The 23,583-nt window shown below is 57.5% G+C and carries 18 protein-coding genes; 7 read left to right on the top strand and 11 right to left on the bottom strand.

Annotation, left to right across the window (positions count from 1 at the left end; all coding sequences use genetic code 11):
* Position 1 precedes the first annotated feature (1 nt).
* The 8 genes from VEH04_19095 to VEH04_19060 all read right to left on the bottom strand — a co-directional run bounded on the left by VEH04_19095 (position 2) and on the right by VEH04_19060 (position 8,811).
* A complete protein-coding gene (locus VEH04_19095) occupies positions 2 to 1,075 on the bottom strand; it encodes a hypothetical protein (protein ID HYG24880.1) in 1,074 nt (357 codons plus the stop codon).
* Positions 1,072 to 2,199, bottom strand: a complete 1,128-nt coding sequence (locus VEH04_19090) for a hypothetical protein (GenBank protein HYG24879.1) — start codon at positions 2,197 to 2,199, stop codon at positions 1,072 to 1,074. Before VEH04_19090 ends, VEH04_19095 begins: the two co-directional genes overlap by 4 nt.
* A 12-nt stretch (positions 2,200 to 2,211) precedes the next feature.
* Positions 2,212 to 2,853, bottom strand: coding sequence for a hypothetical protein (locus tag VEH04_19085; GenBank protein ID HYG24878.1), 642 nt, complete (start codon positions 2,851 to 2,853; stop codon positions 2,212 to 2,214).
* Between the two features lies 1 nt (position 2,854).
* A complete protein-coding gene (locus VEH04_19080; GenBank protein ID HYG24877.1) occupies positions 2,855 to 3,766 on the bottom strand; it encodes a hypothetical protein in 912 nt (303 codons plus the stop codon).
* A 245-nt stretch (positions 3,767 to 4,011) separates the two neighbouring features.
* The gene (locus tag VEH04_19075) at positions 4,012 to 5,043 is read right to left on the bottom strand and encodes a hypothetical protein (GenBank protein ID HYG24876.1); all 1,032 of its coding nucleotides are present in this window, start codon (positions 5,041 to 5,043) and stop codon (positions 4,012 to 4,014) included.
* Positions 5,044 to 5,125: 82 nt separating this feature from the next.
* Positions 5,126 to 6,814, bottom strand: coding sequence for an FG-GAP repeat protein (locus VEH04_19070; GenBank protein HYG24875.1), 1,689 nt, complete (start codon positions 6,812 to 6,814; stop codon positions 5,126 to 5,128).
* Between the two features lie 156 nt (positions 6,815 to 6,970).
* Entirely contained in the window at positions 6,971 to 8,389 is a 1,419-nt protein-coding gene (melA, locus tag VEH04_19065) for an alpha-galactosidase (protein ID HYG24874.1), read from the bottom strand.
* Between the two features lie 137 nt (positions 8,390 to 8,526).
* Positions 8,527 to 8,811 (bottom strand): SEC-C metal-binding domain-containing protein, encoded by a 285-nt coding sequence (locus VEH04_19060; protein ID HYG24873.1) that lies wholly within the window; start codon positions 8,809 to 8,811, stop codon positions 8,527 to 8,529.
* Positions 8,812 to 9,459: 648 nt separating this feature from the next.
* Here VEH04_19060 and VEH04_19055 point away from each other — a divergent pair.
* Positions 9,460 to 10,437, top strand: a complete 978-nt coding sequence (locus VEH04_19055; GenBank protein ID HYG24872.1) for a hypothetical protein — start codon at positions 9,460 to 9,462, stop codon at positions 10,435 to 10,437.
* 421 nt (positions 10,438 to 10,858) lie between these two features.
* A complete protein-coding gene (locus VEH04_19050) occupies positions 10,859 to 12,088 on the top strand; it encodes a hypothetical protein (GenBank protein ID HYG24871.1) in 1,230 nt (409 codons plus the stop codon).
* Positions 12,089 to 13,017: 929 nt separating this feature from the next.
* On the opposite strand, the gene VEH04_19045 is transcribed toward VEH04_19050, so the two are convergent.
* Positions 13,018 to 13,152: a hypothetical protein gene (locus VEH04_19045; protein ID HYG24870.1), complete on the bottom strand. Its 135-nt coding sequence runs from the start codon at positions 13,150 to 13,152 to the stop codon at positions 13,018 to 13,020.
* 78 nt (positions 13,153 to 13,230) lie between these two features.
* Positions 13,231 to 14,223, bottom strand: coding sequence for a hypothetical protein (locus tag VEH04_19040; protein HYG24869.1), 993 nt, complete (start codon positions 14,221 to 14,223; stop codon positions 13,231 to 13,233).
* A 466-nt stretch (positions 14,224 to 14,689) separates the two neighbouring features.
* On the opposite strand from VEH04_19040, the gene VEH04_19035 reads away from it, so the two are divergent.
* Both VEH04_19035 and VEH04_19030 read left to right on the top strand, forming a co-directional pair.
* On the top strand, positions 14,690 to 16,405 hold the full coding sequence (locus VEH04_19035; GenBank protein ID HYG24868.1) for an alpha-L-fucosidase: 1,716 nt from the start codon (positions 14,690 to 14,692) through the stop codon (positions 16,403 to 16,405).
* A 53-nt stretch (positions 16,406 to 16,458) separates the two neighbouring features.
* Positions 16,459 to 16,839, top strand: a complete 381-nt coding sequence (locus VEH04_19030) for a VOC family protein (GenBank protein ID HYG24867.1) — start codon at positions 16,459 to 16,461, stop codon at positions 16,837 to 16,839.
* Positions 16,840 to 17,072: 233 nt separating this feature from the next.
* On the opposite strand, the gene VEH04_19025 is transcribed toward VEH04_19030, so the two are convergent.
* Positions 17,073 to 17,279 (bottom strand): hypothetical protein, encoded by a 207-nt coding sequence (locus VEH04_19025; GenBank protein ID HYG24866.1) that lies wholly within the window; start codon positions 17,277 to 17,279, stop codon positions 17,073 to 17,075.
* A gap of 548 nt (positions 17,280 to 17,827) precedes the next feature.
* On the opposite strand from VEH04_19025, the gene VEH04_19020 reads away from it, so the two are divergent.
* The 3 genes from VEH04_19020 to VEH04_19010 all read left to right on the top strand — a co-directional run bounded on the left by VEH04_19020 (position 17,828) and on the right by VEH04_19010 (position 23,361).
* The gene (locus VEH04_19020; protein ID HYG24865.1) at positions 17,828 to 21,103 is read left to right on the top strand and encodes a glycosyl hydrolase; all 3,276 of its coding nucleotides are present in this window, start codon (positions 17,828 to 17,830) and stop codon (positions 21,101 to 21,103) included.
* A gap of 220 nt (positions 21,104 to 21,323) precedes the next feature.
* On the top strand, positions 21,324 to 22,247 hold the full coding sequence (locus tag VEH04_19015; GenBank protein HYG24864.1) for a hypothetical protein: 924 nt from the start codon (positions 21,324 to 21,326) through the stop codon (positions 22,245 to 22,247).
* A 379-nt stretch (positions 22,248 to 22,626) separates the two neighbouring features.
* On the top strand, positions 22,627 to 23,361 hold the full coding sequence (locus tag VEH04_19010) for a VPDSG-CTERM sorting domain-containing protein (protein HYG24863.1): 735 nt from the start codon (positions 22,627 to 22,629) through the stop codon (positions 23,359 to 23,361).
* Positions 23,362 to 23,583: the final 222 nt, after the last annotated feature.

The following is a 23,583-nucleotide window of genomic DNA, read 5'->3' as shown; positions in this document are numbered from 1 at the left end:
TTTAAAACGTCCAGGTTCCGTAGTAATCATCCGAATAGTTCGTGATGTCGCGGCGTCGTTCGCCTTCGGTCGGCCGCGTAAAGACGGCCTTCACCAGGTAAACGGCGCCATATTCTCTCTTCTTCAGGAATGTCAGCACCCGCTTGATCACGCTCTCCGCATTGGTCGATTTGCTGAAGTAGCCGGAAATCGCAACCAGCTGGTTGAAGATCGGGACGCCAGGTTCCATCAGCATCTTGCTCGGAATCATCAGCCTGTAATCCAGCTCATACGGTTCCAGCTTTGCGCGAAGCTGCGGTTCCATGTCCTTGGACTCAGCCTTTGCAAAGAACATGAACACCATCACCATCGAGCCGCCGGGTGCGAGCGACTTTTCCGCAATGCGCAGGCTTTCATTCACCCACTTCCACCCGTCAGGGCCGCCAGCCACATAGGCCGGCAATGAAATTCCGGGAACCGCGATGCATGAGGGCGGCGACGAAAGAATCAAATCGAACTGGCTTTTCTTCGCCTTGGCCTTCGTGATGTAGGAATGCTTTCTGCCCGCCGCACCAAGTTCCAAATTGGGCTCGAGCAGCGTCCGCTCCTTTTCCTCCTCCAGGAATGCCACTTCAACGTTGCCCTTCGAAATCAGCGGCAACACTTCAACACCGGTCGTCGGATAAAGCGAAAGAACACGGCCCTTGTCCAAGCGCGGGATGAGGCTGATCAATGCGCGGGTTTCATCGCTGAACAACGTGCGCGCCGCCGAACCCATGTCCGCAAAGAAGAGATGGTCCCGATAACTCAACAGGCACGCACTTCCCAGGCTCAGTTCGCCATTCTCGACCTTGCACATCTTGTGGCGGGTCAGAAATCCAAGGGCTTGCTTGCCCAGGAGCGTTTCGGCCTCAGCTTCGGGAACCTTCTGCCCGAGAAGGAGAAAACGCCAAAGTGCCAGCGTGTCGCCGTGCAACTTCGCCGACATCTTCTCCCAATCCCAGCGCCGCATGTTGCCCTCGCCCAGCAGGAGATAATGCTCCACGACCCCGGCACGCCGCACTTTTTCCGTGAATGGTATCGCGCCGTCGTTCATACAGTGCAGCACTTCTTCGGCTCCTGGCCCACAGCCATCCGATGCATCTCGCGCAACGCCTTGTTCGTGTTGCCAATGCCCTGCGATACAATCGCGTGCTGATGCTCCGCGTTCGGCGTTGGCACCATCAATGACTGGTAATACTGGTCAAGAATCTGCCGCATGTTCGGCGGCGGCGTTGCGGCAACCACCTCCTGGATGCGGGGATGATTGTACATGTAGCGGCAGACGTCGCAGATGTGCGCCATCTGCTCAGGCCGTTCAATCGTCGGATCCAATTTCTGCGCGTAACGGATCACCGCATCCGGCCCATACAGATGAATCCAGATCTTGATGAAATCGTCGGGGAGCCTTCGAACAATCTGCCCGATCGTTTCGTTCTTCAACGAACCCAGATGCACTTCCTCGATGTAATCCATCGTCAGGCCGCAGCACGCGATGAGATCCTCCTCCGCCGTGATCGCCAGCACCTTCAGCGCAGTGCTGCACGCGCCTCCCGCAACCCGGTCGTCGCGCATGACATTGAGATACGTGTCGGTCTGGTTCAGCGTGCGTTTGCCTTCGAATCGCATCCATGGCGAGAGGCGCAGGATGATCTTCCCCTGGTCCACCAGCGAGTAGAACTCCTTGTCCGCCATGAACTCATCAAGCTTGAAATGGCTGCCCTTGAAGACTTCGCACGCGATCACCGACGTGATTCCCAGGTCGACCGCGGCCATGGCGCCGTTGCGCACGTATTCGGGCTTCACATATTCCGCATGACAATCGCCCGTGGAGAAGTTGGCTTCCTTCAACCCCGCGTCCTTCAATTTCTGCAACCGTTTCACGGCGGTCGCACGGCTCGTCGCCCAATAACCATTCGATACAAACCGTGTGATGAAGCCAAAGCCGTCAGCCCATTTCACCAGGTTGTCGAGTTCCTTGCCCAGCAGGAAACATTCGCCTCCTGTGAACACGACGACGCGCATCGTCGGGAAAATGGTTGCCTGCTCGATGTATTTGTAAAGGTTCGGTATCGGGATCGCCTCGGTCCGCTCCGGATTGCAGGTGAAACAGCAATGATCGCAGGCCGCTGTGCAGCGCTTCGTCACGAGGAGCGACAGCGTATGGGGGGTGATAATCATAATGTGCGGGGGTTAGGAGACGATGGGACAAATGGCTACAACGAGGCAGACCCACGCATAGAGGAAGATGGCCCACGCCGCTGCCACGGCGAGCGCCAGCCACAACAACACAGCAACCTGCTGATAGGCGGCCACGTTCGCGTTCCACACGACGTTGGTGTCGGTGTAAACGCGCGCGTTTGTGTACCACCAGGGTGAACTGCATTGCGCGAGAATGATTTTGTAATCCGTGGTGAACCGGTAATCGCCACGAAACGATGCCTTGTTGCGCTGCGCCAGCGCGTTGTATTGCATCAGGAAATGCACGGCCTCGGGATACAGCGCCTGCAGGCCCTGCCCCATCGATTGCACTTCCATCAGCGCGTCCGTGATTTCCTTTTGATCGAGCGATCCCGGTTCCTTGCCGGTGAAGCGCTTGACGATCCGTTCGTTGGTCGCCTTGAAGCGGCTGTCCTCCGTGAGCATCGCCAGTTCAACCGCGCCGCGCGGCAGGCCGTGGCTCTTCTCATAGGCCTCGCGCAGTTGCGGCGAATAGCCGACCGTCGCGATGATCTCCCGCCGCTTCTCCGGCGTCTGGATCATGCGGAGATAATCATCAATGACAAACGCGTTGAATCCGCTGGGCTCAACCGGAATCTCGAAACGTTTTTTCATATCAGATGCGGTTTCCTTTCTCTCTCACTTTCATGATCTCTTCCTGCAACGCGATGGCGAACGCCTTGCCGGTAACGACAGGTTTATCTTCTGGAATCTGCGGCGCGGCGCGCACAACGGCTTCCTGCTGGAACGCCACGTAACGCACCCGCATCACCCGATGCTCACCGCCCTCGGTCTGCTCCACGGTCTGCAGCGCGCCCTTTTCATCGATGCGCAACGTTGTAAAAGAATCTGCTGAGGCCGCCGAGGGCACGTTCAGCACCTCGGGTTTGAACGCGAATGTCAGCGCCCGATGGGTGTTGTTGGTTTCCACGAACGCAAGCCGCAACAGGTTCAGGAACGACTGCGTTCCCGGATTCTGCAGGTCCAGCCCGAGTTGCTTCGAAATTTCCTTCTCTGCGTCCACCTTCACCAATTGATCGCTTTCCGGCAGGTAGGCGATGATTTCCTCGCCGACCTTTTCGATCAGGAACGTCACGTCATTGGGAAATCGGAGATGCACTTTGATGCGCGTCACGAGGTTGGTGCCGTCGGTTTCCTGGAAGCGGAACATCTCGGTTTCGGCGTAGGTTTTGCCGCCCAGCCCCTCCGTAGTGACCAGCAAGTGGCACACGGGATTCGCCTCCGCCCAATTCTTCATCGACTCCAAAACCCCAAGCACCCCGGACCAGCGGGGGTCGGCCACCAGCGGACCGGGCGCATTCGTCAACAGGACCGCGGAATACGAAGGCGCGAGGGCGACGTCGACGCCGTTCGTCCCGCCTGGGGCGGGCGTCTCTGGCGATCGCGTGGAACGCAAAACAGCCCACACTCCGAGGGCGATCAGCGCAGCAAACACCACCCCCAGCAGGGCTTTTGGCCGGGACGAAGGGACACCACGCCCTTCAGGGTTTTCGTTCGGCGTTGGCACGCCCTCGCTTTTAGGGAACGCGAGGGAAAAATGCAAGGTGGATCTGCAAAGCCCTCCGGATTAAAACGCCCGTTAATTGGCCTGAATCTCGCTCTCTCCGGCGTATGCCTCCCGGTGGGTGTCGACGAAATTTTTTCCCGTCTCGAAACGTCAAGACGCAGGCGTCGTGTTTCGCGAAAAACCGTTCCGCCATTCCCGAAATGCTGTTTCGTGTGATTCGAGTGATTCGTGGTGGAGACGCGCCTTTACTCCTCCAGCTTCCAAACCGCATTCACACCCCGTGCCGCATGCGAATACGGACACACCCAAAATCCGTTCGGCCTAACATCCGTCGATCGCATTGCTGCTGTCAAAGCACGCGCTGCCCGTTCCAACGAAGCGCGATCAGGCCTTCGATCCGAATCCAGTCGGGCAAAAAGATCCAGCAGGTGCCCGGTTACGAGGAAGCTCATCTGAAACGGCGACATCGGCTCGGTCTCGTCGTTCATCCCTGCGCACCAGGACTTACCCCACATGCCGTCGCTTCGCTGCCGTTCCCCCGCATTCCGCAGGGTTGGGTTCAAGCGGGATCGCAGGGCGTTGCGCGTCGATGGATCCAGGATCAAATGGACAGCGTCGGCCGCCTCGATCGCCAGCAACGCTTCAATCACATGAACGCCCGCGCACTTTTGTGAGTTCAAATCGATTGCCATCAGCGCATTGGCCAGCGCGGAAAAACTAACTCCTATGCCAGCCCGGTTGGTCCAGGAACTTAGCGGCGGGAGATATCTTGCAAACGCCATTGCCGACCACGCAATTTCCTTCCGATCCAGGTCAAATCCCGCCATGGATTCCGCAAGCAAGTCGCGCAGCGTGCGCGCGCCGGAGTTCAGCCGTACAGGTGTGTGCAGCGGCAGGTCCAGCGCGGCAAACGTTGCGAGGCATTGGTCCCGATGCGCTTCCCCGACTGCAACCTCCCACGACGCCTCATCGAACAAGGCATATCTCACCCCTTCACCCGCTTTGACAAAAGGAGATCGTCCGAACGCCGCAGCTGCGGCGGCTTCATCCGTCAGTAAGGTTATTATCTCCTTGCCAGACGCAATGCCCGGTAAATCCGTCGGCCCTAACCCATAAAACGCCAGGATATGACACAAACCCGAAACAGACATCCATGCGCTGCGGTTTTCAGCCTTGCAGATCGGCGCCAGGGTCAGGTGGGATTCCGGCGGACGGGAGCAATGCGTCATCGAAAGCGCCATTAACAGCACGATCGACCGCCACCGTTTCGAAGTCATTGCATGAATCTGTTCACTCCGCAGCGCGTGCGCAATGCGATTCCATGAAACTGCTGCATCTCCGATTCGTTGCCGGGGACCCTCATTCAGTCGGCGGAGGTGCAGGAGGTTCCGAGATAACCAATCGAAAGAAGGCCGCCGCACCATTCGTGATCGGAAGCGAGGCTTGAAGAATCTCCCGTCCGTATTCAGCTTCATCACGAACTTTTTCAATCGTGATCCCATTTGTCGTCCAGGACGACAGATTGGTGCCCCACTCTGGTTTCGCGCTCACCATCAGCTCTGGGTCGGTGGCGTGCGGCCATTCCACAGTCAGCCTCCTGTCGTGGGACAATGCTCCCTTGATGCCGCTCGACAGCACATTGCTGCGGTCCGCGTACGTGCCGAAATACATTTCTGCCAGGTCGCTCCGCCCATCCCCATCGGCATCTGACGCGGGCGGTGGATTGCCACTGCCCGAAGCGGCACCAATGGGACGGTAACCAATCGGAACGCTGGTGCAGGGATTATTCGTGACAAACCGTGTTATAATCGCATGCCAGCCATGCTCGAGCAGCGTGCTCGAGGCCGGCAACCCCGCAACCACCTGGTGGCCGCGAATCGCAAGCTCATCCACCGAGGCTCCAATGAAACCATAACTGTAGGAGTTGATCTCCCCAGCCGGACTTTCCCAGTTCCGAAAAACCTTGCCGGAATGGCCCCTCGAAACCTGCGCCCAGTGGATTCCGTTCGGTTGAAACATCCAGATGTTCCCACGCGTTGCGATCGCCAGAAAGGATCCGCCCAGCGGACTAAACGCAATTTGAAATCCCATGACATCATTCATTTTTGGAAAAGCCGCGGCGATCTTGGATTCGAACGTCCAAACCGCATTCACCCGGCGAAACACATAGGCAGCCCCGCAATCCACGACATCGCCCACATCCGCGGCGGGAGCGGTGGCGAAGATTCGGTCGTTGTCCAACGCAGTGGCGACACCAAAGCGATCCCCTGCATCAAGGCCGGGCGGCACCAGCGTGGTTTCAAAGATCCACGTGTCGTTGAGCTGATGGCGCCAGAGGTGAACCGCGCCTTTGAAGCTGGAATGGCCGTTGTTGGGCTGTCCCATTGCCAGGAGATCTCCAAAGATCCGCACGTTCGCCTGTTGAAACGACGTGCTCTCTCCAGGGAACGCCAGCGTCTGACGCCGATGCCATATTCCGTCCGCATCCCGCTTGAACAGATGCACCTTGGGCGGATTCACATATTCCACAGCCGCCAGCCACGAACCAGACATCGAGATGCCACGAAAGCCGCTCCCGAACGACGATCCCACCATCGGCACATCGCTGGAAAAAAGATTCGTGCGAAAAGCGAAGTCACTCCCATTGGTCGCCTGGTAAAGACAAACGGTGGTGATGTTGCTGGACACTGTCGCAGCCGTGGCGGCAATCCAACCTTCGCTGGCCGCTAGTTCGCCTCCCAGGCCCTTGATATCCGAAGGAGGCAAGATCTTAGTCTGCAAATCGAGCCCGTGTGAGACCGGATGGAACAAATAGATCGCGCCACGATTAAACGCGACCGTGTCGTCATCGGCCGCGCCAATGATAACGCGGCCATCCTCGAGCCATTGCGGCGAATTGGCTACATCGACACTTTGTCCCCCGGAATACGTTCCAATCTCCAGCAACCCAAATTGAAGCGCTTGCTGGGCTGGGAGAATAACGCATTGCTGCCCATCGCTGACCATCGCGGTTGAACCAAGAAGAATAGGGATGAGGAATTTAATCATAAGCCGGGTCAGCGGGACAGTTTAGGTGCATCAGCCTCGGGAAACAGTAGCCGAGTTGCCTCGGTCTGCAACCCGCTTAATTACCCATGAAGGCCAGGCGCTCGCTGCAAAAATACGGAGCAGCCATTCGCATGAATCAGAAACACGCGCCCTGCCTCAAGCACTGGCCAATTTGCTGAAGCGATTGGCAATGGCCAGGGCGGGGTCCAGCGGCACTTCCTGTCGCACCACGTCCGCTGGAACCTTGATGGCATCCACACGGCGAAGGGTTTTGCCTTTGAACTGCGGCAGATACTGTTGCTCAGCTTCAAGCATCTCACCTACCATCTCGCGAATCTCCTTCAGCGTGAGCACGGACGAGGTGAGCGGGTCCAGCGCAACCGCCTGCATTACCAGTTCCGGGTCTCCTGCAAAGCTCGCCTGCACCGCCAGGTTCTGCACGATCACATTGGTCAGGTTAAGCGCGGCGCACTGTGGCGGCAGGTCGCCGACAACCGTGGGATGCAGGCCGAGCCGATCCACGTAGACCGGCACTTCCACGCAGCAGCCGTTCGGCAGGTTGGTGATGTACCCGTCGTTGCGAACATTGCCATTCAGGCGGAAGACATTCCCGGTTTCCTTCGCCTCGATGATGTGCGAGCAATACTCCGCGCTGCGCGGGCCCAGCGTCGTCGACTCGATCGAAAGCGGTTCTGTCGTGGCAAACTTCTCTGCCAGCATCGCGCAATATTTGTAATACGCACCACTCTCCCCGCCGAACGAGGGTTCATCACAGTAAAGCTCCAGCGCCTTCCGGTTCTTTCGGAAATACGGCAGGTATTCCGAAAGGTGCCCCGTGCTTTCCGTCATGAAGTAACCGAAATGACGCATGACTTCAGCGCGCACCTTTTCATTCACGTAATAACCCGGACGTTCAAAGTTCTCCCGGAGCCTTGGATAAAGGTCTCGGCCTTTGTGTTCCAACCGGAGGAACCACGCCATGTGATTGATGCCCGCCGCCAGGAAATCGATCTCACCCTTCGGCACGCCCACGTAGCTGGCGATCAGGTCCATCGTCGTTTGCACGCCATGACACAGCCCCACGAACTGCAATCCCGGCACGCGGCCCAGTGCGCTGCAGCACATTGCCATCGGATTCGCGTAGTTGAACAGGACCGCGTTCGGACACAACTCCCGCATGTCACTGGCAATCTCCATTAAAGCCGGAATGTGTCGCAGAGCCCGAAATACACCGCCGGGCCCGAGCGTGTCGCCGATGCACTGGTCGACGCCATACTTCAGCGGAATTTCATAATCCTGACGAAACTCAGCCACGCCACCCGCCTGAAGCATGACGACAACATAATCCGCACCTGCGAGCGCCTGTCGCCGATCCGTCGTTGCCAGCACGCGGGCGTCCACCCCGTTATCCTGGATCATGCGTTCGACGAACGCCTTCATTTTGTCGAGCCGCGTATGCGACAGCGCCATGAGCCGGTATTCGCTCCCCGCGAGCGCCGGGGTTGCGAGAAAGTCAGACATCAGCGTCTTGCAAAAAACGAGGCTGCCGGCGCCAATCATTGCAATCTTTGCCATGGAGTTTCGGAGTTTAATTTTGTTCAGAGCGGTTACCTGCGCCGTCGCGCCGCTTCGATGTCAGCCTCTTCAGCTTCTTTCGTGGTTTAGTGTTTTCGCCGTTCTCGAACGCTCCGTCGTCGCAAGGAAGAACTGGATTATTGTCCGCAACACTTCTTAAACTTCTTTCCGCTTCCGCAGGGACATGGTTCGTTTCGTCCGACCTTTTCGCTGGAGCAATCGGACATCTCGCAGGGAGGGTCAAACGCGCGGTTGAACGGGAGGCCGAAGTCCCTGATTGCGCCAATCTCGTAACCAAATGTCTGGCCGTCCCAGACGACGCCCTGCGCGTGAAACACTGCCAATGCCTGGAGATGGCAATCGTGGCAGAGCGCGTCTCCAAAATTGTCGAGAGCCCATTCATCCCGGTCGGGATGAATCACTTTCCCGCACATCTCACAAGTCCGATCGGCGGCCTTTTCCACGAACAGAGGATAGGAAGAATGGCGGACCCCGTGCAAGCCGGCGAACCAGAGTGTACGGCTGATTTCCCCATCGTTGAAAAGACACGTCGAACGGAATTCAGCTTTTAGCTTTTAAGCGTTTCAGCCTTTTTCCAAATTCGTGTCCATCCAGGGTTAACGACCTCCCCCGCTAATTGGCGACAATTCGTGAAATTCGCGTAAACCGTTTTGCTTGTCTCCTTGTTTCGTGTGATTCGTGTTTTTCGTGGTCATGCAACTCGTCGCCCGGATTCGTGTTCATTCGTGGTTGAAAAGCACCTCCCTGATTGACGGCAATATCCTGACTTGAAATTCTAACCGCAATTGAACAGCTGCTTCAACGAGAACGTCTCCTTCCGTTTCTGGTTAAGGCACCCGATGCCCAGGCACACCCGGCTGATCGCATTCGTAATTTCATGGTGCCTTCTGGCGGCATGCACTTTTGCGCTTTGGCATCACCGCTTCGAACGCACCCTTGTCCCTTCGAACCCGTCCTTCTTGCTCGGAGACGCCGGCTGGCAAAGGTCTCCCGATGGGGTGAACTTCGAACATCGACCGGGATCCTCGACGATTGTCCGCTTAACAGCCATGCCGCAGAGGCCGAGCCCCCACCTCAGCCGCGAACTCAAGGCCGGCGACCAGCGGTATGTGTGGATTCGATGCGATTACTCTTCGCGCGATCTCAAGCCAGGCTCCGTTGACTGGCGCCTCGGACGGATCATTTGTTATGGCATCGATAAAGCGGGAGTGGGGATGTTCCAGCGGCCGCATAGCCTCGCACCTGCGCAGGGAACGCAACCGTGGAGCTCGGATGAAGCGGTGTTTGAGCTTGATCCCAGAATGGAGCACGTCTGGGTTGCAGTGCAGAATATGGGGACAAGCGGGGAGTTCGCAGTGCGCGATTTCCAGGTTGCCTTTGTCCGCGACCGCCCGGCGCTCGGGTGGCAAGTCCCGCTCCTGCTTCTTGCCTGGTGTGTCTGGCTGGTGGGACTAATCCGGGTCTGGTTCATGAGCACCGTGCCGATCTGGAGATGCGTGCTCGGCGCGGGATGTGTGTTAACGCTCTTTTGGTTTCTGGCTTTGCCAGGGATAACCACGATTGTCCGTCCCCTTGCGCCAGGCCAGTTCGCCGGACTCTATCAGCCGCCGCCGCAAATCTCGACTTTCGCTGTCAATTCGCTTGCCGCGCCGTCCTCTCCCGTTCAACCGAGTGCAACCGCAATCCCGTCTGCGCCCGCGGCGAGCGAAGAAGTAAAACAAGCGCCCCCCGCCAACCCGCGCCGCACTCCGATGCTGGAATGGGTAAACCGGAAGTGGGACATGCTGCACGCCGCTGTTTTCTTTGGGTTGACCATTGCGTTGCTTGTTTTAACGGGGATTGACGCCATCTGGCGGATCAGCGCCGGCACGACCGGGGTTATTCAAGGTGTCGAATGGCTCGAACTCGGATTCCTTGGGATCTCGGATGCGGTGGAAGTATTTTGGGCGTGTATTGGCATCACCGTGGCAGTTTGGATTTGGAAGCGCTGGTGCCGCCGTAGAACTCCAGTTCAGCGGAAAACGTGACAGTCCCAATGATTCCGAATGACAAGGATGTTCAGAATCTTCCATAGGGCGAGAATCGGCGTCATGTGCGGTTAATCAATTCTTCGCCGCGGAGACTGAGTGAAGACGTTTAACAGGAGCACGCAGAGGTGGGGAAGAATAGCCAGAGGAGGCTGCATCCGAATCCGTGTTCATCCGTGTCGATCCGTGGTTAAACTTCCACTTCAATTCGTGAAAATTCACGTAATTCGCGTGAACCCGTTTTTCCCCTCCTTTGGTTGCGGCTCCGCCGCGCTGCGTTGCTCGTGGTTGGTCCTCCACCCTCCACCATCCTCGGTTCTCTGCCCTCAAGTTCCTTCTCGCCTGAGCCGCGCGCGCGTTCGTCGCTGCTGGGATTTGCACCTTATTTCGCGATGCCGACTGGAACACTACCGTCCACGCCATGCAACAGACATTTTCCTCAGTGGCAAAGGCCATGGACGGCAAATTTTCACGGGCAACAATGGTTCCACCATTTGGAACACTCCTCATTGGCATCGCCTTGCTCGGATTTGCCGCTCACGTTTCGGCTCAAACGGGAACCGTAATCGCCTGGGGCGACAACAGGATTGGCCAGTCCTCTGTTCCCCAGGGCCTGACCAACGTCGTGGCGATCTCCGCAGGCGAGTGGCACAGCGTCGCACTGAAAGCCGACGGAACCGTGGCCACTTGGGGCCTCTACCACCCTGCTCCTTCCGACTTAACCAATGTCGTGGTCATTGCGGCAGCTGGATTTCACAACCTGGCGTTGAGAGCGGACGGCACGGTGACGGCATGGGGCCAAAATGATCATGGTCAAACGAATGTCCCTGCCGGTCTGAGCAACGTCGTCGCCATTACAGGGGGTTGGACCCACAGCCTCGCATTGAAGGCTGACGGCACGGTGGCCGGGTGGGGACGCAACAGCGAAGGCCAGGCGACTCCTCCCGGCGGACTGACCAATGTCATCGCCATCGACTCGGGCGAATACCACAATCTGGCGTTGAAGGCTGATGGAACGGTGGTTGCCTGGGGATGGAACGGCGTTGGACAGACCGATGTTCCTCCCGGTCTGAGCAACGTCGTCGCGGTCAACGCGAGTGGACTCCACAGCCTTGTTTTGAAGGCTGATGGCACGGTGACGGCGTGGGGATTCAATGACATGGGCCAGGCCACTGTTCCTGCCGGTTTGGGGAACATCGTGGCCGTGGCGGGAGGTTTGGAGCACAATCTCGCGTTGAAATCCGATGGAACGGTGCTGGGTTGGGGAAGCAACGGGGCTTGGGCAAACGGCGAGTGCCAATTCATTGGAAACACGAACTGCGTCCGCGAACCGGCAGGACAGATCGATATTCCACCCGGCCTGAGCAACGTCGTGGCGATCGCGGCAGGAAATTTCCACAGCATGGCATTGAAGATCGAAGGGACGTCGCTGCCGCCGGTTCTCCTCTTCAATCCAATGCTCGTAGAAACCACGTTCACCTGTACAGCAAACACGCAAAGCGGAAGAGTCTATGCGCTGGAACACACCGACTCGTTGCTGGCCCCTAATTGGACCTCATTGCCATCGGTTCCCGGGATCGGTGGTGCACAGGTGTTTACGGACACGGCAGCGGGCGCTGATGAACGGTTTTACCGGCTGCGCTCTTGGTAAATCGATATGTGTCAGTTGGCCGTTGGCGGGGTTTGGGTTGAGGGTTGACGCCCGATCGCGCGGTCCATATCCCGAGTTTTCTGCTCTCTCTCTCACCCTGAGAGGCACGAACCGGGAGAGAGCCGGAAAGAGGGGGGATCGTCAACCACGAATCAACGGAACCACACGAAATGCGATCAGAGGTTTGCGCACACAGCTTCCTGTCATTTCTTCATTTCGATTAGCACCACTTCGCAAAGTTCGCGTAAACCCGTTTGCCCTTATATCCTGGTCAATTCGTGAAAATTAGCGTCATTCGCGTAAGCCCGTTTCCCCTTTCGGAATCGTGTTTTTCGTGGTCATGCAACTCGTTCCTTGGGATTGGTGTTCATTCGTGGTTCAACCTCGAAAAGCCTCACGCGAAGGACTCGAAGGCCGCAAAGGAAAAGCGGCATTGAACAGGAGCGCAGAGCAGCGGCAGCATTTGGTCCAGCACGGATGCGCCGTGGCGTTCAATTGAAATGCGTTCCGCGGCAATGTCTTCGCGACACTGGCGTCGCAACTCCGGTCGCAGCCGGGCTTTCGATTCAAAACAGCGGTCCGATGCAGCCATCCATTCACAGGGAACTGCCGCCCGAAGCAAAACCGAACCCTGCAGTTTTGCATGAGGCGAGCAGATCAGCCTCTTGGGAGGTCAGGAGGTTGCGGAGTCGCGCTCAATTCTTGTTCGTTGTTCGTTGAAGGTCGAGGGTGGGGTCCGGTCCATCTTCCATTTGCCATTTGCCATTTGCCATCTCTTGGCCGCCGGTCGCCGCCGACGCCTGCCGGAATTCAAAAGCCGCCGCTTCTTCTCCCATGCCGAAATGAACGCCTGGAAGGAATCGATGCTGCGCTGTCTGGCCCGGAAAACTGGAATCCGATGAACGATGGCAGCGCCCCTTTTCGTGTGATTAGTGTGATTCGTGGTTAGAAATTCCCTCGAACCATCCTGCCTTCAATTCGCGCAAATTGGCGTAATTCGCGTCAACCCGTTTCCCCTTCCCGTTCTCGTTGCGGCTCTGCCGCGCCATGTGATTCGTGGTCATGGGAGTCGTCTCCCGGATTCGTGTTCATTGGTGTGCATTCATGGTTCAACCCGGACAAGGGACATCAGACGACTGACTTCACTTCTCCGTCAATTCTCGCACATGTATTTTTACGCTGGGGCGATCATGGACGATCTCCAGCGGCACTTCAGTGACAGCCTCCGAGGCGTCGACGCGTGCTCTTGAGAAGATCTCCCCACCGAATTCGCTTTGTTCAATCACATAGCTTTTACCCGGCTCGGATATGAACATCACCAACAACTTGGAGCCGGCGATTCTTTGTTGCTGCAATGGAATCGTGGGACCAGCGCGCGTGCCTTTTCCGGCCTGGCTGGCAAGCCCCGGAAGATGCCGGGCTGAAAGAAGTGACAGCCTGAAGAAACTGCCAAACCCATTCAGCGCCACATTGGTGCGCCAGGTCGTCTGCGGAGCATAACCATGGATTCTCGCAATTGGGATCCATGCTACAAAGTCATGCGATCCCTCCATTTGAACGGTCGATTCCCCGTTCCACGAGAACGTGATGCCGTAAACCAGGCCGTTCGTCACGATCAGTTCATCGACGACTACATCAGGCACCAGTTCTGCGCGCGTGACCATTTCTTGCTCCCCTCCACTGGCATCCTCCGGACGGCAGGGAACGAGCGCCTTCAAGTTGATATATCCGCCCCCGCTAAACATGGGATCGAAGGAGGTGAGACCGATGATCAGGGTGACCATTCCCTCTCGAAAATGATGCTGCCCGCTTTGCACGGAAAAACTGATTTCGTTCAAACGGGGCTGCGGGGCCCAGCCGTCGTATGCTATCCCGTTCCACGTTCCATTGTAGAAACCGTTAGTCCAACCCTCGGGCACGATGCTCGTAATATAGTTAGTGAACCAGGGCCCGATGCCGGCAATGTGAATCCCGTTGAAAAAAGGATCTTCGAGTGTGCGCAGGCGGTAATGAAACCAGCCGTCCTCTGCGGCGTGCGATTGGAGTTCCAGGACATCCTTCGCCCGAGCGCACGGCGGAAACAAAAGCGCTGCAACGGCTGCGGCGTTCAACCAAAAGCGAACTCGTGAGTTCATGGGAATTTTCCTTTTTCGACCGCGACAATGGACTCTCACAGCGGCGGCGCGAAGTCTGACATAGCCATACCGATCGTCAAGTTAAAGCCGGGCGGCGACCCGCGTGAGCTCCTGAATATCGGCCTGAGACCCCTGTGTCTTTCGTGGGTATACCTCCTGTCCGTGGTCAAACAAGTAATCCCACGCTACGGTCGCAAAGGGCGCGAAGAAGACAAACGTCGAACGGGAGCGCAGGCTTCACCTGCTTCAGTGTGACTTCGCGAGCGTGATGGAACTTTTAGTTTTTAGCGTTTCAGCATTCTTCGTCAGATCCGTGTTTATCCGTGTCCATGCGTGGTTGAATTCCCTCATAGGGTAGAGGTTTTTCCGCTCGAAAAAGGAATCTCATGTTGCGCAGACTGAGAACATTCTTATGACGCTGATTGCGAAACTTCTCCGGAGACCTCGCCCAGCCGTGCACTGTTTGATGGCTTGCGCATTCGTCATCGCCCTTTCCAGTTGCGTCACGCAACCCCACCTGCCGCCCATGCCCGAAGTCGCGGCACCGCGCCCGCAGGACAGCGTGCCCCTCGGCAACGCGAGGAGTTTCCCCGAAGCCAAACTGGATCTCGACATCGCAAGCGGGCCTTTCGCGCCTTCGTGGGAATCGATCGAAACCAATTATCCCGGCGTGCCGGATTGGCTGCGCGAGGCGAAGTTCGGCATCTGGGTTCATTTCGGTCCCCAGGCATCCGGGCAAAGCGGTGATTGGTACGCGCGCAATCTCTACAAACAGGGCCACGCCGCATACCAGAACCATTTGAAGAACTTTGGTCATCCGTCCGAGGTCGGTTACAAAGAGGTGCTGCGCGCATGGAATCCCACCAACTTGAATCCAGCAGCCCTGAGTCAATCCTACAAAGAAGCCGGCGCGCGTTTCCTGATCATCCAGGGAGTTCATCATGATAACTTCGACCTTTGGGATTCCAGGCATCATCCATGGAATTCAACCCGGCTCGGACCCAAACGCAATCTGCTGGCCGAATGGGCGAAAGCTGCGCGGTCAGAAGGCATGCGTTACGGTGTCACATTCCATCACGAATACACCTGGTATTGGTGGCAGACCGCGTTTGGCAGCGACAAGGACGGCCCGAAAGCCGGTGTGCCGTACGACGCCCACCTCACGCTCGCAGATGGCAAGGGGAAATGGTGGGAAGGGCTCGATCCTCGGCTTCTGTATGGCATTGATCTGCGGGAATACGAAGGCGTCGCGCGCGCGGCGGCAGGGCCGTGGAACGTGCCTGCGTCCGGGATCTTCACAAACCACCTGCGCTACGCCGAGTGGTATGCGACGCAATGGGCGTTGCGGATGATGGATGTGATTGACGGTTACGATCCGGATTTCATTTATACGGATGGCACCAGTACGCAGCCGTTTAGCGGGTCGGGCACGGGATCGGGTTATAAGTGCGATGCCATGCAACGCGTGATTGCACATTTCTATAACCAGGCTCTCGCGCGGCGCGGCAAGGTCGACACGTTCAGCATCGTGAAGTTCCGTCCAAAGAACAACGGCACGGTCAACACGGAAGAACATGGCATTCCCGCTCAGATCAAAACCGATCAGCCATGGATTGCTGAAGCGCCCGTCGGGGATTGGTATTACAGCCCGGGTTTTACATACGATTCCGGCATGGTGATCCGTTACGTTATCGAAGCCGTGGCCAAGGATGGGAATGCCGCCGTGTGTGTCTCGCTATTGCCCGATGGCTCGCTGGATGAGGGAAGCCAGCGGATGTTGAAGGAGGTGGGCGTTTGGATGCGAAGAAACGGCGAAGCCATTTATGGCAGCCGCGCATGGCGGGTGGCAGGCGAAGGCAACACGGACGGCGGCCGGTTGAAGATGCTTCCGGGCGGGAAGCTTGGACGAAGGCACGCGGAGTTTCAGTTCGGTCCAACGGATTTCCGATTCACGCTGGGGAAGGACGGCGCGGTGTATGCCTTTTGCATGGCCGTCCCAGAACCCGGTGCACGCTTGAACATCAAAACCCTTGGATCGAACGCGAGCCAGCGGGTTCGGTCAGTAAAGATGCTCGGGCACGATGGGCCACTGGATTGGCGTCAGGAATCGGACGGATTGACGGTGACCTGTCCGCCGCAAATGCCATTCGCGACGTCGGTGGTGTTCAGGATTGAACTGTGACTGCAACGCTGAACTGTTGAAAATGGCACTCAACGAACAACCGATAACTGTTTATGAAAATTGAACACGCCGCATTCAATGTCGCTGACCCTGTCGCTGTGGCGGACTGGTATTGTAAACACTGCGGCTTGCGGGTTGTCCGCCACGTTCCGCATCCAACGCAAACCCATTTTCTGGCCGACTCCAGTTCGTCCGTGATCGAAATCTACTGTAATCCGCCCGATCAGGTTCCGGATTACCACAGTATGAATCCGCTCACGTTTCATCTCGCACTGGTGAGCGCCGATCCCGCAAAGGATTCCGAGCGGCTTATCGCGGCTGGCGCGAAGATCGTCGATGAAGTCCGTCAGGCCGACGGGTCGCACCTGATCATGATGCGCGATCCCTGGGGGCTGTCGCTGCAGTTGTGCAAGCGCACCACGCCTCTGCTTTGATGTGCGCCTGAACGGGACTACCTGAAGAAGGAAACAACCACGAAACACACTATTCACACGAGTGTGGGCGCGGCTCCAAACCCGATTCTGGCCTCGTTTCAGTTATTTCGTGTGGTTCGTGTAATTCGTGGTTAAACGGCCTTTGTCTTCTCCGGATCCGTGTCCATCCCTTGGTTCCGGCGCTGCCGCGTTGTGCCGTTGTGGTTAAGCGGCCTTTATTTCCGAGCCCGCGATCACCTGTCGCCTTTGTCTCCCTGCCCTGGCTTTGATTTTGTTTTTGCTTTCTTCCGGCGGTCGGCTGCCAAAGATTTGCCGACGTCGTCGCTCTCTTTGAATCGTCCTTTCGCATTGCGGCGGACGAAGCGCTTGTCCGTGCCGGTATTGATCAACTGCCGTTTCGCAGCTTTCTTTTTTGAAGCTTTCTTTTTCGCAGTAGCCATGTCGAAAGTTTCACCCGTTCAATACTCGCCGCAATGAGGTGATTTGCGCATCCAAGGCTCGCAACAGTCGATCGGGAGAACGAAGACAGGCATTCCCATGAATCACACACCGCGCCAGAGCCGGTAGCCAAATGGGACGGGGGAGAATGGGTTTACGCGAATTGAAGAAAGGAAGTTAACCACGAATCACACGAACCACACGAAAGAGAGCAGCGGAAATCTAAACATTTCTGACTTTGGGTTTGAGGCGATCTCCGAGCAATTCAGGCCAGTTCTTTCCCGGCGGGTCCGCTCCCAGGCAGTGTATACCCAATAAGGAAAGGGAGCGGCTGACAACACGAGACGAACAATCGTTACCCGACGAACACTCCTTCAGCCTTCTCGCGAATCGTGCGCGGCGAGAAGGGAGTCCGTGAATTCCGTGTTCTTGGGTGCCACCCGTGTTTAGACTATTTTCCCATTTGCGGGCAGAATGAACCGACACGTCAGAATGCAGAATTCAGAATGGAGAATTAGAATTCGGAGTTCAAAGTTTGAGTTTAAAAATCATGTGGAACAGGAAATTGGCAGATCGGAAATTGCTTTCATCTCTTGTGATGGTTGCAGGCCTCGCCGCGTCCGGCGCGGACAGGCTCGAATCGGCATTCGTCAACCCGCCGGAATCCGCCAGGCCGCAAACCTGGTGGCATTGGATGAACGGCAATGTCACGCGCGAAGGCATCACCGCCGACCTCGAGGCGATGAAGCAGATCGGCCTCGGCGCCGCCACGATATTTAACGTCGACTGCAGCATCCCCGCAGGTCCGGTGAAGTTCATGAGTCCGGAATGGCGGGAGCATTTCAAGTTCGCCGTGCAGGAAGCCGAACGCCTGGATTTCAAACTCGGCATCATGAATTGCGCGGGCTGGTCCAGCAGCGGCGGACCCTGGAACACTGTGACGAACGCAATGCAGCGCCTGACTTCGAGCGAAGCCCGCATTGCCGGGCCGCATCGTTTCGACGCCGTTCTGCCTTTGCCCCCTGCCAACCTCGGCTATTACCACGACATCGGCGTGCTTGCCTTCAAAGCGCCCCCGGTCGCTGCACAATCCACCGGCGCCAGGGCAGCGAAACTGGAGATCACGCGTGCCGTGTATGAGCCGGATTTCGGAGGGGTTGCGGACGTCACCTCGCGGCTCAACGAGATGGTTCGGGACGGCCGGAAATCCGTCGGCGTTAATAACATCGACCTCGGCGGCGATCCCGCGCCGGGAGCCGTCAAGCAATTGCGCGTCGAACTCTCGCTCGATGGGCAGGCCGCCAGCGTCACCGTGGGCGAGGGCGACACGCTCGTCTTCCCCGCCGACACAAATGAGCTGGCTGCGATCCGCTCGATCGGCAAGACCTCCGCGTATCGCACATTTGTCCGACCGCCGCCCGCGACGGTCTCGTTTGGCAACACGGCAATTCCCCGCGACGGGATCCTGAATCTCACAACCAACATGGATGCTGACGGCCGCCTGCGATGGGATGTCCCGTCTGGCGATTGGATCGTTCTGCGACTCGGCTACACGCCCATCGGTGTGAACAATCACCCTGCGCCCAGAGAAGGCCTCGGGCTCGAATGCGATAAACTCACCAAGACCGGCCTCGATGCGCATTGGGAAGGTTTCATGAAGAAGATCCTCGACGAGATCGGATCCCTGGCTGGCAAGACGCTCGTGTCGGCATTGGTCGACAGTTATGAAGTGGGCACCCAGGATTGGAGCCCGAAATTTCGGGAGGAATTCCAAAAGCGCCGCGGGTATGATCCGCTTCCATTCCTGCCCGCGTTCAACCGATTCGTGGTGGAGAGTCCCGCGGTTACCGAACGATTTCTCTGGGACATGCGCAAAACGGTGTCGGATCTGTTTGCCGAAAATTATTTCGCGCACTTCGCTGACCTCTGCCGGCAAAATGGTTTGATCAGCGAAATCGAACCCTACACCGGGCCGTTTGAATCCCTGATTTCGGGAGCGCCCGCTGACGTTGTGATGGGTGAATTCTGGACGGGCAGCCAGGGCGATCCTTCGGTGAAGATGACCGCATCCCTGGCGCACATCTATGGGAAATCAATCGTTGCCGCGGAATCATTCACGGGATGGCCCAATGACGGGCGCTGGCAGAATGATCCTTACTCGCTGAAACCGCTGGGCGATCTGATGTTCTGCCAGGGGATAAATCGTTTTGTGTTTCATCGATACGCAATGCAGCCGTGGACGAACCGCTGGCCGGGGATGACGATGGGACCATTCGGCATCAACTTCGAACCCACTGCGACCTGGTGGAACCAGGGCAAGGCATGGATCGATTACCTCTCGCGCTGTCAGTTTCTGTTGCAACAGGGCCGCACTGTGGCAGACGCGGCGTATTTCGTGGGGGAGAGCGCTCCTGTCGTTATGCGCGCGGGCAACCCGCCGCTGCCCGCCGGTTACGACTATGACGCCGTGAACGCGGATGTATTGCTGCGCGGCGCGGCAGTCTTGAACGGCCGGCTGGTGCTCGCGAGTGGTGCAAACTATGCCGTTCTGATTCTTCCGCCCGATGACGCCAACATGACGCCCCGCATGGTGCGTCGCCTGCGTGATTTGATTCGTGCGGGTTTGACGGTGGTCGGCCCCCGTCCGCAGCATTCGCCCAGCCTCGACGATTATCCCCGTTGTGATGCACAGGTGAAACAAATCGCCGATGAAATATGGGGACCATGCGATGGCAAAACGGTGCTTGAGAACCCGTTGGGGAAAGGCCGCGTGGTGTGGGGAAAATCTCTCGAGGAGATTCTCGTTTCGTGCAAGCTCAAACCCGATTTTGAAGTGAGCGGCGGGTCAGCCGGCACGAACCTGGCGTATACGCATCGGGTCGATGGGACTGCCCATATTTATTTCGTATCGAACCAACGTCGCGAATCCAGTTCCGCCGATTGCACCTTCCGCGTCAACGGAAAGGTCCCCGAACTTTGGCATCCCGACACGGGTCGAATCGAAACAGCAGCCGTCTGGAGCGAGAACGATGGCCGCACGCACGTAAAACTCGACTTCGACCCGGCTGGATCCGTGTTCGTAGTCTTTCGACAGCTCGCAACGGGGGCGGATCATCTTGTCGAAGCGTTGCCAGCGCGATGGGAGCCGGGCGTATCAGCCGAAGGCTCGCTGGCGGTGAAAGCCTGGACGAACGGTCACGTCTCGATGAAAACCGCCAACGGCAAAGTGCTGCACGCCGAAGCCACGAACGTGCCTGCGCCGTTCGAGATCAGCGGGTCCTGGACTTTGACGTTCCCTCCTGGGTGGGGCGCTCCGCCGATGATCACATGGGACAAACTCGGCTCGTGGACCGGGCGCAGCGAACCTGGGGTGCGTTACTTTTCGGGAACCGCCACTTACGAGAATGGATTTGAACTCTCCGCCGCTCAACGTGCTGGGCGACGGGAGTTGTGGCTGAACCTCGGGAGCGTGAAAAACTTTGCCGAGGTAATCGTGAACGGGAAGGAGTTGGGTGTGCTGTGGAAGCCCCCATTCCGCGTCAACATCACGCGAGCCGCGAAGGCAGGCACAAACAGGATTGTGTTAAAGGTAACGAATCTGTGGCCCAACAGGATTATTGGCGACGAACAATTGCCGGGTGACGCTGAATGGAAAGGCGAAGAACTAACAGCCGTGCCGCAATGGGTGGTTGACGGAAAACCGAGCCCGACGGGCCGGCTGACCTTCAGCACCTGGCGTCACTACACCAAAGAATCTCCGTTGCTGGAATCCGGGCTGCTCGGCCCTGTCGCTGTGGAGACTGCCGAGATTATTCGCGTCTATTAACGCTGCCAACGCGCCTTGGTAAACTGGCCGCGCTGCGGCGGCTCTGCGAATCAGCGGGCGGAACCAACTATCCGAAGCTGCGGCCCCTGGAGCAATGTCCATTTTGCAACGCAGCATCGCTCACGCGGCGGAGACATCGGGCCGCAATGCCCCGCCCTTGTGGCGCAGGTGCGACCATGGGCGTATTGGTGGTTTGAACGTCCGATGCTACAACGGGCTCATGCATTCCCCCACCTCGATGGATAAACATTCCACCCCAAGCGTCATTCTTAACGCCCGTGGCCTCATCGCGCCGCCCGTTCGCGCCTTTTTTGCAGCGTTGCTGCTGCTGACGCTTGGCGATGTGGTCTCGCGAGCGCACGCCGCGCCTGTCACGTTCTGGTTCCAGGGAACGGTCAACAACATCCGAAATCCTTCGAATTCCCTGCCAGCCGGTGTCGCGCTAGGCACACCATTCAGCGGCCGCGTCACCTACGATCCGGCACGTGTCGGCCAATCGTTGTTCGTGTCCTTTCCCGCGGGCGATGTTCTCGACGCGTATTTCACCAACACATCCGACTTTTCGATGCTGGTGCAGATCGGCGGCCATACGATCACCAATGCCTCCCATTTTTCACACACCACGTGCGGGTACGTGGGAGTCTACAATGAGTTCAATAACAATGATTCCCTCACGATCGAATCGGGGAGCTCCGACATCATTGTGGACGGTGTTTCAACCCGGATTGGAATGGTGGTCCCGACGCTCACGCTCTATTTCAGTGATCCATCGAAAACCGCTTACGACGCCGCGGCGCTTCCCATCACACCACCAGTCCTGTCGCAATTCGCTAATGCGCGAACCTTCAGCTGGATGACGAGGCTCGACAATGGCATCGGAACGGAAGTGTTTGTCGTCGGAGGCGAGATCGACGTCATTTCGACCAACGCCCTGGTTTACCTGAACATGCGTGCCGCGGCGAACAACTCGATTCAACTCGGCTGGCCCGCTGCGATCTCTGGGTTTACGCTTCAATCGCGAACAAACCTTTCTGTGGGCACGTGGCAGAACGTTGCGGGTTTGCCTGTTTTTGCGGGGATGGAACAGACGATGACAGTGCCCGCAGCACAGGGTTCCAGATTCTTCCGCTTGTTCGCACAGTGAACTCTCTTGAGTTGGATTGCATGGCCAGAGACTGCGGCGTCCGCAGTTTTCCGACGGCTTCATCGAGATAACTGCGGACGAATTGGCTCGGAACATTTGCCGACCGGGGTTTTCTCGCCGTGCGGCATGTTATGACTTTCGCAGTTCCATTCGACCTGCTCATCGCCCGACTCGATGTCGCCGCGCTTTACGGATTTCATCGATTGAGGATTTCCGGTGCCATCCGATCTTCGAAACAATCAGCTCTCCAAGTTATTCTTCGTCAAGCTCTTGCGAGTTCCGTTGCGCAGAACCGCACGGAATCAGTGGCATGGCACGTCGCGAGCTAAAAAGGAGTTGCCGTGGCCGATGTACGGGGCGGTTTAAGAACTATAACTAGATGAAGAGACACATAATCTGCAGCATTGGAACCTTGAGCTTGGCCTGCGCTTCCGCGATGGCGATCCAGGTCGATCCCACATACACATCCTTTGGAACCTTGAGCGGTGCGACATTCGGCGGCTCGGGAATTCCGAACAACGCGGTGGCCATCACCTCAGTCACCAGCGGGAGCTACAACATCACGCTCGGCCTTACGGCCCATGCGCGCTACTCCAATCCGGCGCCTGCCAACGACGGGGCAGGCACTTTCTACGCTGTCGGTGGAGGTGACACATTCAGCGGCGGCAATTCCAATCCGGATTACTCCCGATGGAATGTCGGGTTTTTCGTGGACATCAACCCGAACGTGAACTTCCTCAATACAAAAGGTTTTTCCGTGCGGCTCTACTACGACAAGAACCCGGCATTCGACAACGACGTGACCACCTCATTGGCCGTCGCGCCATCCCTGTTGACGGGATTGAGCATGGATCCCCAGAACTCCTGGAACCTGGGCATGGATTCGGTTTTCGGATCATCTGCCTTCGATCCGAACGCCAATGGTGAGTACAGCTTCGCGCTCGCCCTTCTTCAGAACAATGTTGAAATCGGCCGTGCGGCCATCAACGTCGTCGTGAATTCCACGGGAACAATTCCGCCGCCCCCGACAGCAGCGGTTCCGGATGGTGGCAGTTCCGTGATGCTCCTGGGATCAGCGCTGGCCGGCCTCGCGTTCATGGCGAAACGGAAATAAGCGTCGTCAATCCTACAGAGGCCGTCTCACTGGAGACGGCCTTTTGCTTTTTGCGGAATCGCATTTTGCGGTGCGCGACGTAGCGCGACTTCCATGTCTATTCTTTCAGGGCGTCCCCAGTAGCAGCTGCTGCGGAGCGTGGGCACGCTCGGAAAGCTGCGCTGCGTCCGAAACATAGAATCATCCATGGTTCAGCCCTTGCCTTGAGTTTCTCGCAGGTTA

The sequence above is a fragment of the Verrucomicrobiia bacterium genome, assembly GCA_035629175.1.
In the GTDB taxonomy this organism is placed as follows: Bacteria; Verrucomicrobiota; Verrucomicrobiia; order Limisphaerales; family DASXHY01; genus DASXHY01.
This window is presented reverse-complemented; position numbering and strand designations above follow the sequence as displayed.

Bases quoted from the DNA above. Each gene is read 5' to 3' on its own strand.
- VEH04_19095 (HYG24880.1), bottom strand. From the start codon at position 1,075: ATGAACGACGGCGCGATACCATTCACGGAAAAAGTGCGGCGTGCCGGG.
- VEH04_19090 (HYG24879.1), bottom strand. From the start codon at position 2,199: ATGATTATCACCCCCCATACGCTGTCGCTCCTCGTGACGAAGCGCTGC.
- VEH04_19085 (HYG24878.1), bottom strand. From the start codon at position 2,853: ATGAAAAAACGTTTCGAGATTCCGGTTGAGCCCAGCGGATTCAACGCG.
- VEH04_19075 (HYG24876.1), bottom strand. From the start codon at position 5,043: ATGACTTCGAAACGGTGGCGGTCGATCGTGCTGTTAATGGCGCTTTCG.
- VEH04_19070 (HYG24875.1), bottom strand. From the start codon at position 6,814: ATGATTAAATTCCTCATCCCTATTCTTCTTGGTTCAACCGCGATGGTC.
- melA (HYG24874.1), bottom strand. From the start codon at position 8,389: ATGGCAAAGATTGCAATGATTGGCGCCGGCAGCCTCGTTTTTTGCAAG.
- VEH04_19055 (HYG24872.1), top strand. From the start codon at position 9,460: ATGCCGCAGAGGCCGAGCCCCCACCTCAGCCGCGAACTCAAGGCCGGC.
- VEH04_19050 (HYG24871.1), top strand. From the start codon at position 10,859: ATGCAACAGACATTTTCCTCAGTGGCAAAGGCCATGGACGGCAAATTT.
- VEH04_19045 (HYG24870.1), bottom strand. From the start codon at position 13,152: ATGACCACGAATCACATGGCGCGGCAGAGCCGCAACGAGAACGGGAAG.
- VEH04_19040 (HYG24869.1), bottom strand. From the start codon at position 14,223: ATGAACTCACGAGTTCGCTTTTGGTTGAACGCCGCAGCCGTTGCAGCG.
- VEH04_19035 (HYG24868.1), top strand. From the start codon at position 14,690: ATGGCTTGCGCATTCGTCATCGCCCTTTCCAGTTGCGTCACGCAACCC.
- VEH04_19030 (HYG24867.1), top strand. From the start codon at position 16,459: ATGAAAATTGAACACGCCGCATTCAATGTCGCTGACCCTGTCGCTGTG.
- VEH04_19025 (HYG24866.1), bottom strand. From the start codon at position 17,279: ATGGCTACTGCGAAAAAGAAAGCTTCAAAAAAGAAAGCTGCGAAACGG.
- VEH04_19020 (HYG24865.1), top strand. From the start codon at position 17,828: ATGTGGAACAGGAAATTGGCAGATCGGAAATTGCTTTCATCTCTTGTG.
- VEH04_19015 (HYG24864.1), top strand. From the start codon at position 21,324: ATGCATTCCCCCACCTCGATGGATAAACATTCCACCCCAAGCGTCATT.
- VEH04_19010 (HYG24863.1), top strand. From the start codon at position 22,627: ATGAAGAGACACATAATCTGCAGCATTGGAACCTTGAGCTTGGCCTGC.